Origin of the sequence: Butyrivibrio sp. LC3010 (assembly GCF_000424385.1) — a bacterium.
Classification (GTDB): domain Bacteria; phylum Bacillota; class Clostridia; order Lachnospirales; family Lachnospiraceae; genus Butyrivibrio.
In genome coordinates, this window is sequence record NZ_AUJU01000023.1 from 91,184 (window position 1) to 105,174 (window position 13,991).

Genomic DNA, 13,991 nt, shown 5'->3' on the forward strand with positions numbered 1-13,991 from the left:
TAATGCACAAGAAAATATTAAAGAAAATTTCGCAAAAACAGTATCAGATTATCTTTTATTACAATGCGTTTCCTGAACACACAGTAAGTGATACTATTAAATTATCACTTGGGGGCGTATGCATTTTTCTAAAACATCTCCACAGTAAGGAGGATCAAGTAGAAAATGAGCAGAAATCACGAAGTAACAACAAACCATCCATTACTTGGAAGTGATGGAAATCTCGTAGAGCCAGGTTGGTCGCGAAGTCTTGTCCAGGAATACGACAGATCCATGATCAAGGCTCCAAAATGGAGAATCAAGGAATGGGATTATTACCTTGTACTGTCTGATTCTTTTGCCGGAGCATTCACTATTTCCGACGATGGATACATCGGTCTTCAGTCCGTATCACTTCTTGTCTTTGACGATAAGCCCTGGGAACATACAGAGACGGTATTGAATGCATTTCCAATGGAAAAACTGTCCCTCCCATCTTCTTCAACAACTGGTATAACCAAGTATTCTGACAACCGCCTTCAGATGAAATTCGAAGTAAATGAGGGAAAAAGGCGAATTACATGCCATTTTGACAACTTCTATACGGGCAAACCCTTTGAATGTGACATATCTCTTAATCAGCCTGACATGGATTCCATGGTGATAGCTACTCCCTGGAATAAAAACCATGCATTTTACTATAATCAAAAGATAAATACCATGAGAGCATCCGGCTACATGGAATACGCCGGTCAGCGATATGAATTTAATCCAAAAACAGATTTCGGCACCCTTGATTGGGGAAGAGGCGTATGGACTTATGACAACACATGGTACTGGGGATCTGGTAATATCGACATTGACGAAAATTCCTTTGGCTTTAATATCGGGTATGGCTTTGGTAACACCAAAGCCGCTACTGAAAACGTCCTTTTCTACAACGGAAAAGTGCATAAACTCGATGATATTACTTTTCATTTACCGGAAAAAAGCTATCTTGAACCCTGGAAATTCACTTCATCAGATAAAAGATTCGAGATGGATTTTGTCCCTGTCCTGGACAGATCCGCATGCCTCGACTACAAGCTTATCGTATCTGACCAGCATCAGGTCTTCGGAAAAATGAGTGGAACTGCAGTCCTTGATGATGGCACTAAAATATCTGTGAAAGATATGATGTGCTTTGCAGAAAAAGTACATAACCGATATTAAAAATCTCTTTTTGAGGTTTATCGAGTTACCCTTAGACCATCTTCTGAATCCATATTACAAAAAACTGTTTTTTAACATAATCTGCAAATTGTGGTAAAAAATGTTGACTCTCACGTTCCGTCAGGGTCTAAGATTACCTATATCAAGAGACAGGAGGATCACAAGCATGAAAACAGTAAAGGAAGTTTCGAAGATCACGGGTATCTCTGTGCGCACGCTTCACTACTACGATGAAATCGGACTTTTCAAGCCAACCGAAGTAACTGAGGCAGGATACAGGCTTTATGACGATAAGGCTATTGAAAAACTGGGACAAATTCTCGTTTTCCGTGAACTTGAACTGCCTCTTGCTGATATAAAGCTCATTATGGACAACCCTGATCTTGATAGCAACACAATTCTGGCAAAACAGCGTGATATGCTGCGTCTGAAAAAGCAGCGGATCGAGCGCATAATCGCCAGCATAGATGATATATTGAAAGGGGATCTTGATATGGACTTTGCGGTATTTGATGAGACGGAAATGCGCGAAATGTTTACGGATATGCTTCAGAATATGAATGAGTCACAGAAGCAGATTTTTATTGATCATTATGGGAGTATGGAGGCATGGGAAAAACACATGCTGGACAGTACCTCCAATGAGAAGGTTCAGAAGAACTTTGCGAAGATGGTTGAATGGTACGGAGACAAGGATACAGTAAAGGAGACTGTGAAGAACCAGCCCAAATCAGAGGTGTTTGCTTCATATCAAAAGAGAATGGATAGCATCCAGCGAAGAATCGCTGACAAGAACGGAACGGATGTTAATTCATTTGAAGTCCGTCAACTGATAGGCGAGTACGATTTTGTTGCAAAGCAGCTCTACCAGGTAAAGGACGCCAAAGCGCTTCTGCTTGATATGGCTAAGGGGTATCAGGAAAACGAAGCACTTGCAAAGGGAGTGGATTCCGTCTACGGTGACGGAGCAGCAAATTACATTGGGAAAGCGATTGAAGCTTTTTATGGTTCAGAAAGATAAAGAATGATGTAAAAGCAGACCATTATCACAATACTAAGTGATGTTGGTCTGCCTTAGAGAATGTCAAGTTAAGTGTGTAAGTTTTTAAATTTTATATATTTTTCTCAGGATCCTGCAAGCACAATTCTGTTTTTATTGCAAATAAAAAAGTTATCTTAAAAACTCAACTATCATTTTCTTAGCAGGTATTTGCCTGTAAGTATGTTTTTTTCGCAGGCACTCATATGATACCATTCACAGATGCCGCAGATTTCTTTCATTTTTTCATGAGTCATCTTTTCATGGACTTTTGTTATAAGGTCCTGATAATCATAGGTCTTTTCTTCAAAGTCAAGGAGGGATACTGCTCTCTTATCAAATATGAGCACCTTTTCATCATCAGCGCATATTCCTTCGCCTCTTTTTCTTGGGCAGAATCTGCATATATCGTCCGTGGAAAAAACTATCCGGACTTTGAGATCGGGATCTGTCCTCATTCTGTCTGTTATCAGTGTCATGTTAAGAACAAATTTTTCATCGTAACCTTTTCCACTGTAGCCCTGCGTACACAAAAGATGGTGCGGGCGTAGTTTTATGATTTTATCGTCATTTGTCATTTATATTTTTCTTCTTTCTTGAATTTTTAAAGTGCCATTTCTTAAGGATTTCTTTATTTCCGGAGTAAATTCAGAAAGCTCATCCATTGTGATTACTTTGTATCACATCCGAGAGGTTTTTCCTAAAGAGCTTCCTGTCTTTTTCGCTTATTGTCATTTGTGTATATCTCCAGTCATTCCTAAGCTGATTGATGCATTGGCTCTTTTTTGAAACAGCTAATATCGATTTTATAGCCGGTAATTTTAATTTACAAGATGATGTTTCAGACAAAAGGATGAACAAACCTTTTTTAGACAAAAATCATGTTGACACATTATTTTTTGACAATTATAATCGAGACTAATTATTTTCAGAAAAATAATAATATTTGGAGGAGCAAATTATGGAAAAAAGAGAACAAATCGTAAAGGGCTTTTACGCACATTATGCGGAGGAGAACAGACTGGATGGTTCAAAACAGGGTAAGATCGAGTACATCACTACCATGCATTACATCCACAAATACTTAAACGATGGCCAAAAAGTAGCTGAAATAGGTGCAGGCACAGGCAGACTTTCAATTGAACTTGCTAAGGAAGGCTTTGATGTCACAGCAGTTGAATACTCTGATTCCAATTTTGACAAACTCCAAAAAAATGCTGAAGGAATTCCAAACATTAAGACTTTTCATGGAGATGCAGTGCGGCTGGACATGCTGGATGACGAGAGCTTTGACATGACAATGCTCTTTGGTCCAATGTACCATCTTTACACACAGGAGGAGCAGCTTGCGGCTCTTAGAGAAGCAAAGCGTATAACAAAGAAGAGCGGAATTATCCTTATAGCATTCCTATCTGTATATGCAATCATGAACAACAACTATGTGTGCAGCCAGTGTGGAAGCTTCATTGATGGTTTTAATGAAAACTTCACAGAAAACCTCAAGAACAGGCACTTTGCCGAGCAGCTTTTCACAGGTTTTGATATAGTTGAATTTGAACAGCTCCTTGCAAAGGCGCCCCTGGAGATTAAAACTATAGTTGCAACAGATGGCATTCTTGAGCTTGCTGAGGGCCGAAAAGACTTTGGTCTTGAGGGTGAGAACTTCGAAAAGTATGTGAAATACCATCTTGCCTTTTGTGAAAAGCGAGAGCTCCTTGGAAGCTCCAGCCACCTTCTTGCTGTGTGCAGAAATCAATGATTTAAAGATTAGTATCGCCGGAAATCCGTATAAATACTGATTTCCGGCTTAAGTATTTTATTTGACATAATCCAACTAATGTCAACTCCCCATCACTTAAAGATAATGGGTAGTTGACTATCGATCCTTCCCGGATGATAAAAAGCAACTCCTAAATCAGTCGATAGTATCATCGTTTAATTCAGGCTCTTCATCATTTTCCTGCCTTTTTACAGCGTGGTTTCTGATGCTCTCCTGAATTTTACTCTTAACATGCTTTTTTGCCTTCTTTTTGATAATATGGATAACTATCCCTATTATTACAGGTAAAAGAACTATGGCACCAACCTTTATTCCAAGCTTTATCTTAAGCCACATTAGCTCTTTCTTTTTCTTTTCAATAGCTTTGCTGATCTTACCCATGAACACCTCCATCTGTGTGATTGGTATATTAATCCATAGCATATTTGGTTCTGATTGAAAGGAAGTTCCTGTCCTCCCCGGGAATATATTGAGTTTTCGCTGCAGCCCGGAAGTAAGCTCAACCGAATCACCGGTCACATCAAAAGGCCATGTCCTGACAAGCGCCATATCGAAATTTAAACTCGAACACTCATAATCTCCCTCAACAAGGTATTGCGGAAAGAAGTTCATATGTAAATCTGCTGTCCTGTAATCCGTTGTTTGAGATGATCCGTCTTTACTTCCGAGATCAAGCAAGAGAAGATTCATTTTAACAGCTGCAACCCTTACTGATCCTGCTTCGTAAGGCCTTCCTGTCTCTTTTGCAACAAGTTCCTGGAGCTGGCTCGAATTGATTTCTCCATCCTTATCAATGACAGTAAATGCTCTCCACTCCCCATCCTGCCAGGAATATACTGTTGTATCCCATGCAGACGGTCCGCCAGTTACGAACGTAAAATGGACTATCTCTATCTCATCAAAATTTCTGCATGCAATATCCTGAAACTGGATCACCTCTCCCTCATTGGGACTAGCAGAATAATCATCCGTCGTAAATGTCCCTTTACGGGTAAACTCAAAGACATAATGCTGCCCTTCACGCTTTATCACGTCCGGTTTATGATCACCATCAAGATCCCTGTCCTTATATTCAAGAATCACATCCCCGATATCACCTTCGTAATCATGGTATTTTCCGCCATCGAAAAGAGTGATTGAATATTTTGTCACTGCATCTTCAATACACATACGGTTTGTCGGCATTATAAACTCATCAGCCAGGCTTACCCAGTCGAGCCCCCATCACTTCTCAAGTTTTATTACATACATCTGCAACATTTCATCATAAGTCTGACTATAGAATTCTTCTTTCAACAATCCACCGCAGTTCTTTATTACTCCCACTGAAGCAAGGTTCTCCTTATCACAAGAAACCAATACTTCCCGAATTCCTATTTTATTACATACTTTGAGCCCTTCAGTGAGCATGTCTGTTCCATAGCCATTTCTTCTTTCGGTCGGTCTAACAGAATAGCCTATATGACCACCTTCTTTACGAAGGAAATCATTTAAGGCAAGGCGAATGTTGATCATCCCGATGATCCTGTTATCTGTTTCTCTAACATAGAAATATGTCAGACCAGGCACCTTCGTTTCCTGCAGATTAGCTATATCCATAGCTCCAATAAGTCTGTCCAACCACTTTTCATATGTAGATTCTTTTAAAAACCAGTCAAGTGCTCCGCTTCCATTTATTTCTGATCCGTATTCATAGAACTCATTTATATACTCAATTGCCTTATCTTTATAGACTAAAGTAGGAAATACTAATTTCATCCCTTCACGCATAATTTCATCCTTGTGTCTTTGCTCCTGATCACTCCGCCTCTTCTCTAACAAACTCAAAAGATTTTCCACCATCTTTTGAAGCATAAATGCCTACGGTATATGCTCCGTCAAGTGCTTCACTATGATGATCTCCATCGGGCCCCTGACCAACCTTCAGGTAGATAGTATCCTTCTCTTCCCAAGCTTCTTCCAGCATTACAAAGGGATTATAATACTCTCCCGTCGGAAGCTCTATTTTAGGGGAAGGAAGAATTACCTCCCTAAAGCTTTTTCCTCCGTCGAATGTTTCGAACAGCATACCCTCACTGCCACCTGAGTATGATAACGCAGCAAAGCCGGTATCCCCATCATCCAGGAATGAAATAAACTTTGCCTCTCCTCCGTGCTGGTTGAAAGGGTCCTGATTTATGAGCTCTGCGGTGTCAGGATTTCCTTTTTCATTAAATTCCAAAAGAACGTAAAAACTGCTTCCCAAAGCGCGGTCTATGGGCACAAGAGCATACTCTCTCCCATCAGAAAAATCATATGCCACTTCATAATCATATGTGGCCCACTGTTTTATTACATCATCAGTTATCTCATCAGTAGCTTCAATCTCATCGGCAGATTCAGTATCAGCAGAATCAATGGGCATTGCTCCTCCGAACGCACTATATTCATAATTTAAGTAACGTTCTATACTGGTATACAGGTTATTGTAAAAGCCTGTCCTGTCTTCAGAATAGTTATCCAGTCTGAGCATATTATTAAAATATAATCGCACATTGCCATAACCCGGAGTAGCGGCTGTAAAGCCGGTTGCGTCATACATTGTCTTCGCTTTGTTGTACGGAAGCCGCTCAAAGCAGTTGTCAAGCCACTCGCATATATCATCACAATAGGGATTTATGTCCAGAGCACCGGGACCGTTCATAGATATAACCGGTATATATACAATGTCTGAAGGATCTTCTCCTTTTTTTACATCCCATTCTACGCTTCTGTTAAACCTCTCTGGGAAAAGTTCTTCAGTCACAGCCTTAAATACTTCCTGAGGATAACTGTCATGCATGGCCAGACCAGTATCCGCGTGAAAATCAATACCATCAGCTCTGATGGCATACCCATCTTTATCTTTGATTACCTTATCAACCCTATGAATGTCGTACCGATCCTTTAAGATATCCTCAATTTCTTCATTGGTATAGCCTGAAAAAGAATCCCGACCATCGTAGAATATCTCGACTTCCCGATCTGGTTGTTCGCTACCCATAAAAGTTATTACAGCACCATACTTCATCCATTCCACGGAATAATTGTCCGGTCTAAACTGCCCTCCATCATCGGCTATATCCTCACAAAATGTCTCTATGATCTTGCCACCGTCCTTAACCGTTACTTTGGCATGAGAATAACCAAAAGGCCAGTCAGCTTCTCCAACCGATTGAAAAAGGATGCTGTATCTCCCATCTGGAGACTCTTCGAGCCCGACTTTAGTAATCTTCCATGACATTTCGTATTTTATCATCAACAAAAATATTATCAGGATTCCTGCAAGCGTGCATACTATCGTAAGAGCAACCCTGATCGCTTTTTTTATCATTATTTTTTTCTCTATTAAACCCACAGCTCCTTGGCGAATGATCACGGGAACTGCAATGAAGAACGAAATCAAAAAATATCTATATAAGATTCCAACAAATCCGGTGTCAATGATCTCGTTTCTATATCCACGTTTCTCCACTACAAACCGCGATTTTTCTTTCTCATTTATCCTGGATTAAAAATAGTCGGAAACTACCTTTGTACCTTAATAAGTTCTATTTCATCATTCATTTTCACAAAACCATACTTCTCATACATTGCATTGGCGTCCTTGTTCTCTGCCAAGTTTATCCTTTATAGAAATCCTCTATCTTTGGTATCCCACAAAAATAGACGGATCAGGAAAAGCGCTCCTCTTATGCAAAGCTCTGAGCACATGGCGATCCACGCTCCCTTAAGTCCGTATTTTGAACCGAGAATATATGCCAAAGGAATTCTGACCACCCAAACGCTAAGAAGGTTAAGAACACTTGATAAAAGAGTCTCTCCTGCTCCCCTGAATACACCGGCAGCTACAATTGATGCTCCGTATAAAGGCTCAGCAAATGCTTCTATCCTTAGTATCTGGGTTCCAAGTTTCCTGATTTCTGTATCAGGGGACAAAATCCCTATCATGAATGGTGCAAATACCCACATGAGAGCTCCGCTGATACCCATGATAATCATCCCCAATATGACTGCCATCCAGCCAAGCCTTTTCCCGAGGTTTTTTCTCCTTGCTCCGATACACTGCCCTACTATCGTCGTTGCAGCTACTCCTATTCCATAGCCCGGCATATAGCATAGGCCTTCTGCTGTTATCGAGAATGAATTTGCAGCAACGGAAACCGTTCCAAATGGTGAAACAATACGGGTAAATGCAACATAGGCAAATCCCATGATGATATTGTCAATAGCCACGGGGACCGCTATTTTTAAAGCTACAATAAGTTCATTTTCTACAAATCCTTTTAATCCGACAGGTTTCTTTTCCCTTCTTCTGACAATGCTAAGTGAATATGATCTTACAAGTAGTATGTACAACATGACCGTTGCGATTATTACAAAGGAAAAAGCTGTTCCAAGTGCTGCTCCCATTACCCCATAATGAGGAATAAGAAGTGCATTAAAAAAGACATCCAGCGCACACATGATAACATTCAGTATACTTGGAACACGGATATTTCCACTTGACTGGATCATTCCCTGTGATGCAAACAGCATCTCCCTTGCAGGAATTGACAGGGCAAAAATAAGGAAATATGCCGTTGCATCCTTTTTTATGGCAGCTTCTCCTCCCATCCATGCAGGAAGCTTTGAACTTACCATGACTCCTATTACCATAATGAATAAGCTAAAAAGCAGACAACAAAGAAGTCCCCATCTTACAATTACACGAGCGCCTTCTTCATCTTTTGCACCTATCCTGTGAGCTACACATACTGAAAAGCCCATTGCTGCAGCTGTCAGTATACCTCCAATAAGCCATGTACTGCTCGACACAAGTCCTATGGAAGCTGAAGCATTTGCCCCAAGATGCCCAACCATGGATGCATCTATGTATTGCATAATTATTGATGATATCTGAGCCAGAATAGCCGGGAAACTCAGTCTCAATATAAGTATTATTTCTTCTTTTGTAGTTAATTTCTGGCCATTCCTTATGACCGATAACGAATCTCTCAAATTATCTCCTAAACAACGGTAATATAAATTATAAAACAGTTTTTTCCTTTCAAAGCGATATTATGTTGCATCCGTGTTACCCAGTATAAATTTGTAAACGGGCACTACTTCTATTATATGGTCACCTTTAACTATTATTCGTTCTTCCTCATTGGTCACTATGATAAGGCGTTGTATACCTTCTGTTTTTTCAGCAAAAGATATGAGACTTTTAGTTTCTCTGTCTTCTGCTGTTTCCAAACTATATGCAACCTGAATAGCACAGTTTTCTTCGGGAAGGTAGAAATCAATATCTATTCCTGTTTGTGAGGATTTGAAATAGTAAACCTCTTCGCCAAACCTGCGCTTTAAATACACTGCTACTGCATTTTCCAAAAGCGCAGATGGTTTGTCTATCAGGAACAATGACAAAAGGCCATTATCGTAAAAATAGAATCTTGGAGTACTCTCTTTTTCTGCAAACTTAGAGACATAATTCCTGTTTCTAAACAGAAGATATGCATTTTCTGCATAAGAAGTATAATCTATCATGGAGTCTGTTGATGTCTTGATTCCGGTTGCCTTTACATTTCCCGCCAGTGTATTAAAAGAAATCTCATGCATTACTGTCTCGGCTATTTTCTTTATCATGAGTCTGAGAGCCATCTTATTATTTACTTTTTCACGTTCTATAATATCGCCAAGGAGAACCTTCTCATAGACACTCTTAATATATTCTCTTTTGTTTGATAAAAGCTGTGCTTCAGGAAAACCGCCACTCGAAATATACTCCTGGCATCCTCTACGAACCTTTGCAACTTTAGAGGTCGTCAAAAGTGCCTTATCATCATGTGATATCTCCTTATAATCAAGAGACTCTCTAAAAGAAAAAGGCATGATCATTTTGGACAGATATCTGCCTCCAAGAACTTTTTCCATCTCAGAGCTAAGCATTTTCGCGTTACTTCCGGTTATATACACATGTTTTTTCTGATCTGCCATTCTCCTGGCAAAATGTTCCCATCCATCTATGATCTGGATTTCATCGAAGAAATAGTATATTTCTTTGGCATCTGTAAGCTCATAGGCAGTCTCGACTATGTCATTAAAGTCATCCTTAGTGAACCCCAAAAGTCTGTCATCCTCGAAATTAAGATAAACTATTTGAGACCAGTCACACCCTGCTTCAACAAGTTCTCTGGCAATCTTATATAAAAGGGTCGATTTTCCAGCTCTTCTAAGTCCCACCAAAATATAATTGACATTTTTTTCGAAATCATAGTCACGGCCTATAATCTCAGCATTTTGTATTAGCTCAATCTGCTCTAAAATAACATGCTTCAAGATATTGTGATTCATAGCGGCCTCCACCTATCATGTTTAAACGATACTCTACGTTTATTTTATCGTGTCCACACGACGAAATCAACCGTATTTATCTCATGGTTAAGATAACTCCCTACTCTTTTTGGTCATTCGTAGTGCAAGTTTTGGTTTTACATCATCATTAGGTCTTGTTCAATAAAATTGTTCGCAACTCTTACCAGCTGATAGTAAAATATCTATAGGCATTTCAATGGGTGGGGTATTTTAATGTATGAAAGGAGATTTCAAATGTCTAAGTATGATGTATTGGGTAGTCCGTACAAGATCGGGAATTTAGAAATCAAGAACAGATTCGCTGTAATTCCCATGACTATGGGAGGATTGTCCTATGATGAGGAGGGTGGCTTCAGCGACAACCTCATCAATTATTTTGAGCTCAGAGCAAAAGGAGGTTTTGGCAAGGGGCAAATCCAATATTCAAAGCTATAAATAATCTCACGCTTAGCACAACAGTGCACAGAACTGTATGAACAGACACCCTTAACTCTATTTTATAAGGAAATATTCTCAAAATCTGTTTTTCTGATTTTAGATAGAACTCTATTTTGATATAGATATATTTATTATATATCAATATTTTATATATTATTAGTGCATTTTACCATCATGGCCTACTGCCCCACTCCCCTGTGAAATCGGGCCCTGGAGACATTAAACCGCAATATCATCCAGAGCCCGATTTTAAAATTATTTAATTTTCTGTCCATCTGAAAAGGCATTTCCTACCTTCTCTCCAATTCCAATATAAGCATTGTTAAATGGATCAAATGCTATAGGCTTCAGCTTTTTCATATCTACCTTGCCATCTGTAATCACACTGTCATCAGCACTTACGTTTACTATCTCTCCAACAAGGATTCCATCAGAAAAGCTCTTAACTTTACATTCCAATGCCAGTGGAAGCTCGTCAATAAGCGGGGCATCCACAAATTCACTCTTTGTTGCATGGAAACCTGCTTTTTCAAACTTATCCGGAACCTTTCTTCCAGATTCTATGCCTACATAATCACACGCAACTACCTGATCTTCAGTAGCCATGCTTACAGTAAAAGCACCTCTTTTAGTAAAATTATCAGTTGTCTTGTGCTCTGAAAGGCTGATAGAGATCTCATTAAAATCTGTTGTGATACCCCATGCTGCATTCATAGCATTAGGTACACCATTTTCATCATATGTTCCGATGATAAGGACCGGCTGCGGATACATAAGGGGCTTTGCCCCAAAGTTTGTTCTGCTCATTCTATATCTCCTTTTATTTGTAGTTTTTAACACCCTTTTCCATCTACTGAACAGGAAGTACCTTCTTCCTGAGGATGGACTACCTCTATTTTCAGTTCTGTAAAATAGTTCTCCCAATCAAGGGTTATTTCCCCATCTTCTGTAATAAGTGCAGGGATACCAATATATCCATTTTCCTTGGCATCATTAAAGACTTCTTCCTTATCACGGAGTTTCAAAAATTCCTTAAGGCCTTTCAAGTTCTGAGTGATATCGATATTTTCATAATCAATATTGTTTTTGTCCAGATTGTACTTACATTCTATGCAGTCAGGACACATTCCGCTTCCATATACTTTTAACATATTACCTCAAATCTTTCTATTATTGTATCTATTACATAATCTGCTTTCAACTCACCAAGCTTTTTATAATGCGGCTGCTTACCATGGCTCGTTGTAGCATCCACGTTCTGCCATTTTTCAACAAGAAGTACTTCATCGCTGTCAGCTACAGGCACTGTCAGCTATGGCATTTCCATATCCTTTTCTGTTTGCTGTTACTATAAACACCGGTGCACCGTAATAGAAATTATAATTACCTGTCTTGGATGCATTTATAGAATTTTTTAGAGAAATATAGGTGTCTTCTGTTATTTCCATTCTGCCAAATTCTGTTTTCACAAGCTATGACAACTCTTTAAGAAATTCTTTATCCGTGATTACAAGAAAATGCGAGGACTGACTGTTAGATCCGCTTGATGCAAAGCGTCCTGCTTCTATTATTTTCTCAATTATCTTTTTATCCGGAGCTTCATCCTTATCAAAGCAATGATTATATTCAATCTTCTACATCTTTTGTAGGATCAAAGCCCAATCGTTTTTAACGCCTGATCCAGATCTGCGATAATGTCTTCCACATCCTCAAGTCCTACACTAAATCGGATAAATCCTTTTCTGAATTTTTCAGGATACAGGTCTATCCTCTCGTCATAACTTGGCTGCGGGAAAATAAGACTCTCATCATGTCCTAATGAAACTGCAAACGTAATTATCTGCAGCGCTGAACAGAATCTCTCAACTTCTTTGTCATCAGCATTGATACCAAAAGATATAACACCGCCAAATCCGTTCTTCATCTGACGTTTTGCAATCGCATAACCTGAATTGCTTGAAAGTCCCGGATAGGATACAAAAGTAACATTATCCCGTAGCTCCAGCCACTGTGCTATCTTCATAGAAGACTCATTTATCTTTTGCATACGTAGAGGAAATGTCACAGAGCCACGGAATATCTGCCAGGCATTGAATGGACTTATCACCGCTCCGACATTAACCTGCGCTTCATAACGTATACGGTCCATTGTTTCAAGATCATTCGATATAATGGCACCACCCTGTGCATCCCCATGACCATTGATATATTTTGTGAGAGATTCCACTACAAAATCTGCCCCATATTCAAGTGGCTTCTGATTAAATGGTGAGGCAAAGGTATTGTCAACAGAGACCAGCGCTCCATTCTCATGTGCTATCTTTACTATAGCTTCAATATCTGTTACTCCGTTAGTGGGATTATCCGGTGTTTCTATATGTACTAGTCTGGTGCCAGGCGTTATTGCTGCCTTAACAGCCTCGGTATCGGTCATATCCACCATTACTGTTTCCACACCAAATTTCCTATTAAAAAGCTCATGGAACATCCTGTAGACTGCCATGTAGCTTACATTTGGGTAAACAACCCTGTCCCCTGTTTTCAGAAGTGTCCAGAATAAAGCGTGAAGTGCTCCCACTCCGCTAGCCAAAACAATTGCATCATCAGCATCATGTAATGCTGCTATCTTTTCCTCCAACCAATGCTGGTTAGCATTACCATTTCTTGCATACATTAGTATATCTGTTGAAGAATAGTTTACCTGTGAGAGATCATCCGGAAGTTTGTAACTGTTTGCCATGTGAAGAGGTCGCCTCACAGCTCCTGTTTCTGCATCATAACCTGTTCCTGTATGTATTGCTTGTGTATTAATTCCCAATCCCTTATAGGGATTATCTTTCTTTGCCATGTTTTTGTCACCTCCGAACATTATCAGTCAGCGAAAAAAGCAAGCAACTAGTGTACTGACATGTTGACAATTAATCAAAGTCGCTCCCTGCCTTAAAGGACAGGGTACAGCGATTTGAGTTTGATTCTTGCATCAGATGTTTTGAATTGCCAATCTACAGTTGCTTTATTTGAATTACGCTCATCTTCCCAAGTGCTGAGTTCTTTTATAAGCAAATCAATATTTGATATCCGTCGTGATAGGCACTGCCTTGTCATAACATTGAGTTCTATTTCGGCAATATCAAGCCAACTTCCATGCTTGGGAGTATAGTGTAT

The 13,991-nt window shown here is 39.5% G+C and carries 16 protein-coding genes and 1 pseudogene; 4 read left to right on the forward strand and 13 right to left on the reverse strand.

Annotated elements, in window-relative coordinates; genetic code table 11:
• Positions 1-165 precede the first annotated feature (165 nt).
• Complete coding sequence (locus G622_RS0114625) at positions 166-1,191, forward strand: DUF2804 domain-containing protein (protein ID WP_026511317.1); 1,026 nt, start codon at positions 166-168, stop codon at positions 1,189-1,191.
• A gap of 166 nt (positions 1,192-1,357) precedes the next feature.
• Positions 1,358-2,212, forward strand: coding sequence for a MerR family transcriptional regulator (locus tag G622_RS0114630; protein WP_026511318.1), 855 nt, complete (start codon positions 1,358-1,360; stop codon positions 2,210-2,212).
• A 170-nt stretch (positions 2,213-2,382) separates the two neighbouring features.
• Here G622_RS0114630 and G622_RS0114635 read toward each other — a convergent pair whose 3' ends face one another.
• Positions 2,383-2,808, reverse strand: coding sequence for a DUF1284 domain-containing protein (locus tag G622_RS0114635; protein WP_049945886.1), 426 nt, complete (start codon positions 2,806-2,808; stop codon positions 2,383-2,385).
• A 383-nt stretch (positions 2,809-3,191) separates the two neighbouring features.
• Here G622_RS0114635 and G622_RS0114645 point away from each other — a divergent pair, with 383 nt between their 5' ends.
• Positions 3,192-3,989, forward strand: a complete 798-nt coding sequence (locus tag G622_RS0114645) for a class I SAM-dependent methyltransferase (RefSeq protein WP_026511320.1) — start codon at positions 3,192-3,194, stop codon at positions 3,987-3,989.
• A 156-nt stretch (positions 3,990-4,145) separates the two neighbouring features.
• On the opposite strand, the gene G622_RS0114650 is transcribed toward G622_RS0114645, so the two are convergent.
• The 5 genes from G622_RS0114650 to G622_RS0114675 all read right to left on the reverse strand — a co-directional run bounded on the left by G622_RS0114650 (position 4,146) and on the right by G622_RS0114675 (position 10,367).
• Positions 4,146-5,195: a hypothetical protein gene (locus G622_RS0114650; RefSeq protein WP_026511321.1), complete on the reverse strand. Its 1,050-nt coding sequence runs from the start codon at positions 5,193-5,195 to the stop codon at positions 4,146-4,148.
• 39 nt (positions 5,196-5,234) lie between these two features.
• On the reverse strand, positions 5,235-5,780 hold the full coding sequence (locus G622_RS0114655) for a GNAT family N-acetyltransferase (RefSeq protein WP_026511322.1): 546 nt from the start codon (positions 5,778-5,780) through the stop codon (positions 5,235-5,237).
• A gap of 28 nt (positions 5,781-5,808) precedes the next feature.
• The gene (locus tag G622_RS0114660; protein ID WP_026511323.1) at positions 5,809-7,362 is read right to left on the reverse strand and encodes a hypothetical protein; all 1,554 of its coding nucleotides are present in this window, start codon (positions 7,360-7,362) and stop codon (positions 5,809-5,811) included.
• Between the two features lie 296 nt (positions 7,363-7,658).
• Entirely contained in the window at positions 7,659-9,029 is a 1,371-nt protein-coding gene (locus G622_RS0114670; protein WP_026511324.1) for an MATE family efflux transporter, read from the reverse strand.
• Positions 9,030-9,089: 60 nt separating this feature from the next.
• The gene (locus G622_RS0114675) at positions 9,090-10,367 is read right to left on the reverse strand and encodes an ATP-binding protein (RefSeq protein ID WP_026511325.1); all 1,278 of its coding nucleotides are present in this window, start codon (positions 10,365-10,367) and stop codon (positions 9,090-9,092) included.
• Positions 10,368-10,622: 255 nt separating this feature from the next.
• Between G622_RS0114675 and G622_RS0114680 the strand changes: the two genes are divergently transcribed.
• Complete coding sequence (locus tag G622_RS0114680) at positions 10,623-10,823, forward strand: hypothetical protein (protein ID WP_026511326.1); 201 nt, start codon at positions 10,623-10,625, stop codon at positions 10,821-10,823.
• A gap of 258 nt (positions 10,824-11,081) precedes the next feature.
• Here the strand turns inward: G622_RS0114680 and G622_RS0114685 are convergent, their stop codons facing one another.
• The 7 genes and pseudogenes from G622_RS0114685 to G622_RS26325 form a co-directional block, all read right to left on the reverse strand.
• The gene (locus G622_RS0114685) at positions 11,082-11,633 is read right to left on the reverse strand and encodes a flavin reductase family protein (RefSeq protein ID WP_026511327.1); all 552 of its coding nucleotides are present in this window, start codon (positions 11,631-11,633) and stop codon (positions 11,082-11,084) included.
• Positions 11,634-11,659: 26 nt separating this feature from the next.
• Entirely contained in the window at positions 11,660-11,977 is a 318-nt protein-coding gene (locus G622_RS0114690; RefSeq protein WP_026511328.1) for a glutaredoxin domain-containing protein, read from the reverse strand.
• Positions 11,971-12,132 (reverse strand): hypothetical protein, encoded by a 162-nt coding sequence (locus tag G622_RS25870; protein WP_155831513.1) that lies wholly within the window; start codon positions 12,130-12,132, stop codon positions 11,971-11,973. The genes G622_RS0114690 and G622_RS25870 overlap by 7 nt, the downstream gene beginning before the upstream one ends.
• Positions 12,119-12,295, reverse strand: coding sequence for a hypothetical protein (locus G622_RS25875; protein WP_155831514.1), 177 nt, complete (start codon positions 12,293-12,295; stop codon positions 12,119-12,121). Before G622_RS25875 ends, G622_RS25870 begins: the two co-directional genes overlap by 14 nt.
• 3 nt (positions 12,296-12,298) lie before the next feature.
• Complete coding sequence (locus tag G622_RS27165) at positions 12,299-12,457, reverse strand: nitroreductase family protein (RefSeq protein WP_081675345.1); 159 nt, start codon at positions 12,455-12,457, stop codon at positions 12,299-12,301.
• 20 nt (positions 12,458-12,477) lie between these two features.
• Positions 12,478-13,674 (reverse strand): trans-sulfuration enzyme family protein, encoded by a 1,197-nt coding sequence (locus tag G622_RS0114705; RefSeq protein WP_026511329.1) that lies wholly within the window; start codon positions 13,672-13,674, stop codon positions 12,478-12,480.
• 92 nt (positions 13,675-13,766) lie between these two features.
• Positions 13,767-13,991 (reverse strand): annotated as a pseudogene (locus G622_RS26325) (IS630 family transposase); the annotation flags it as partial.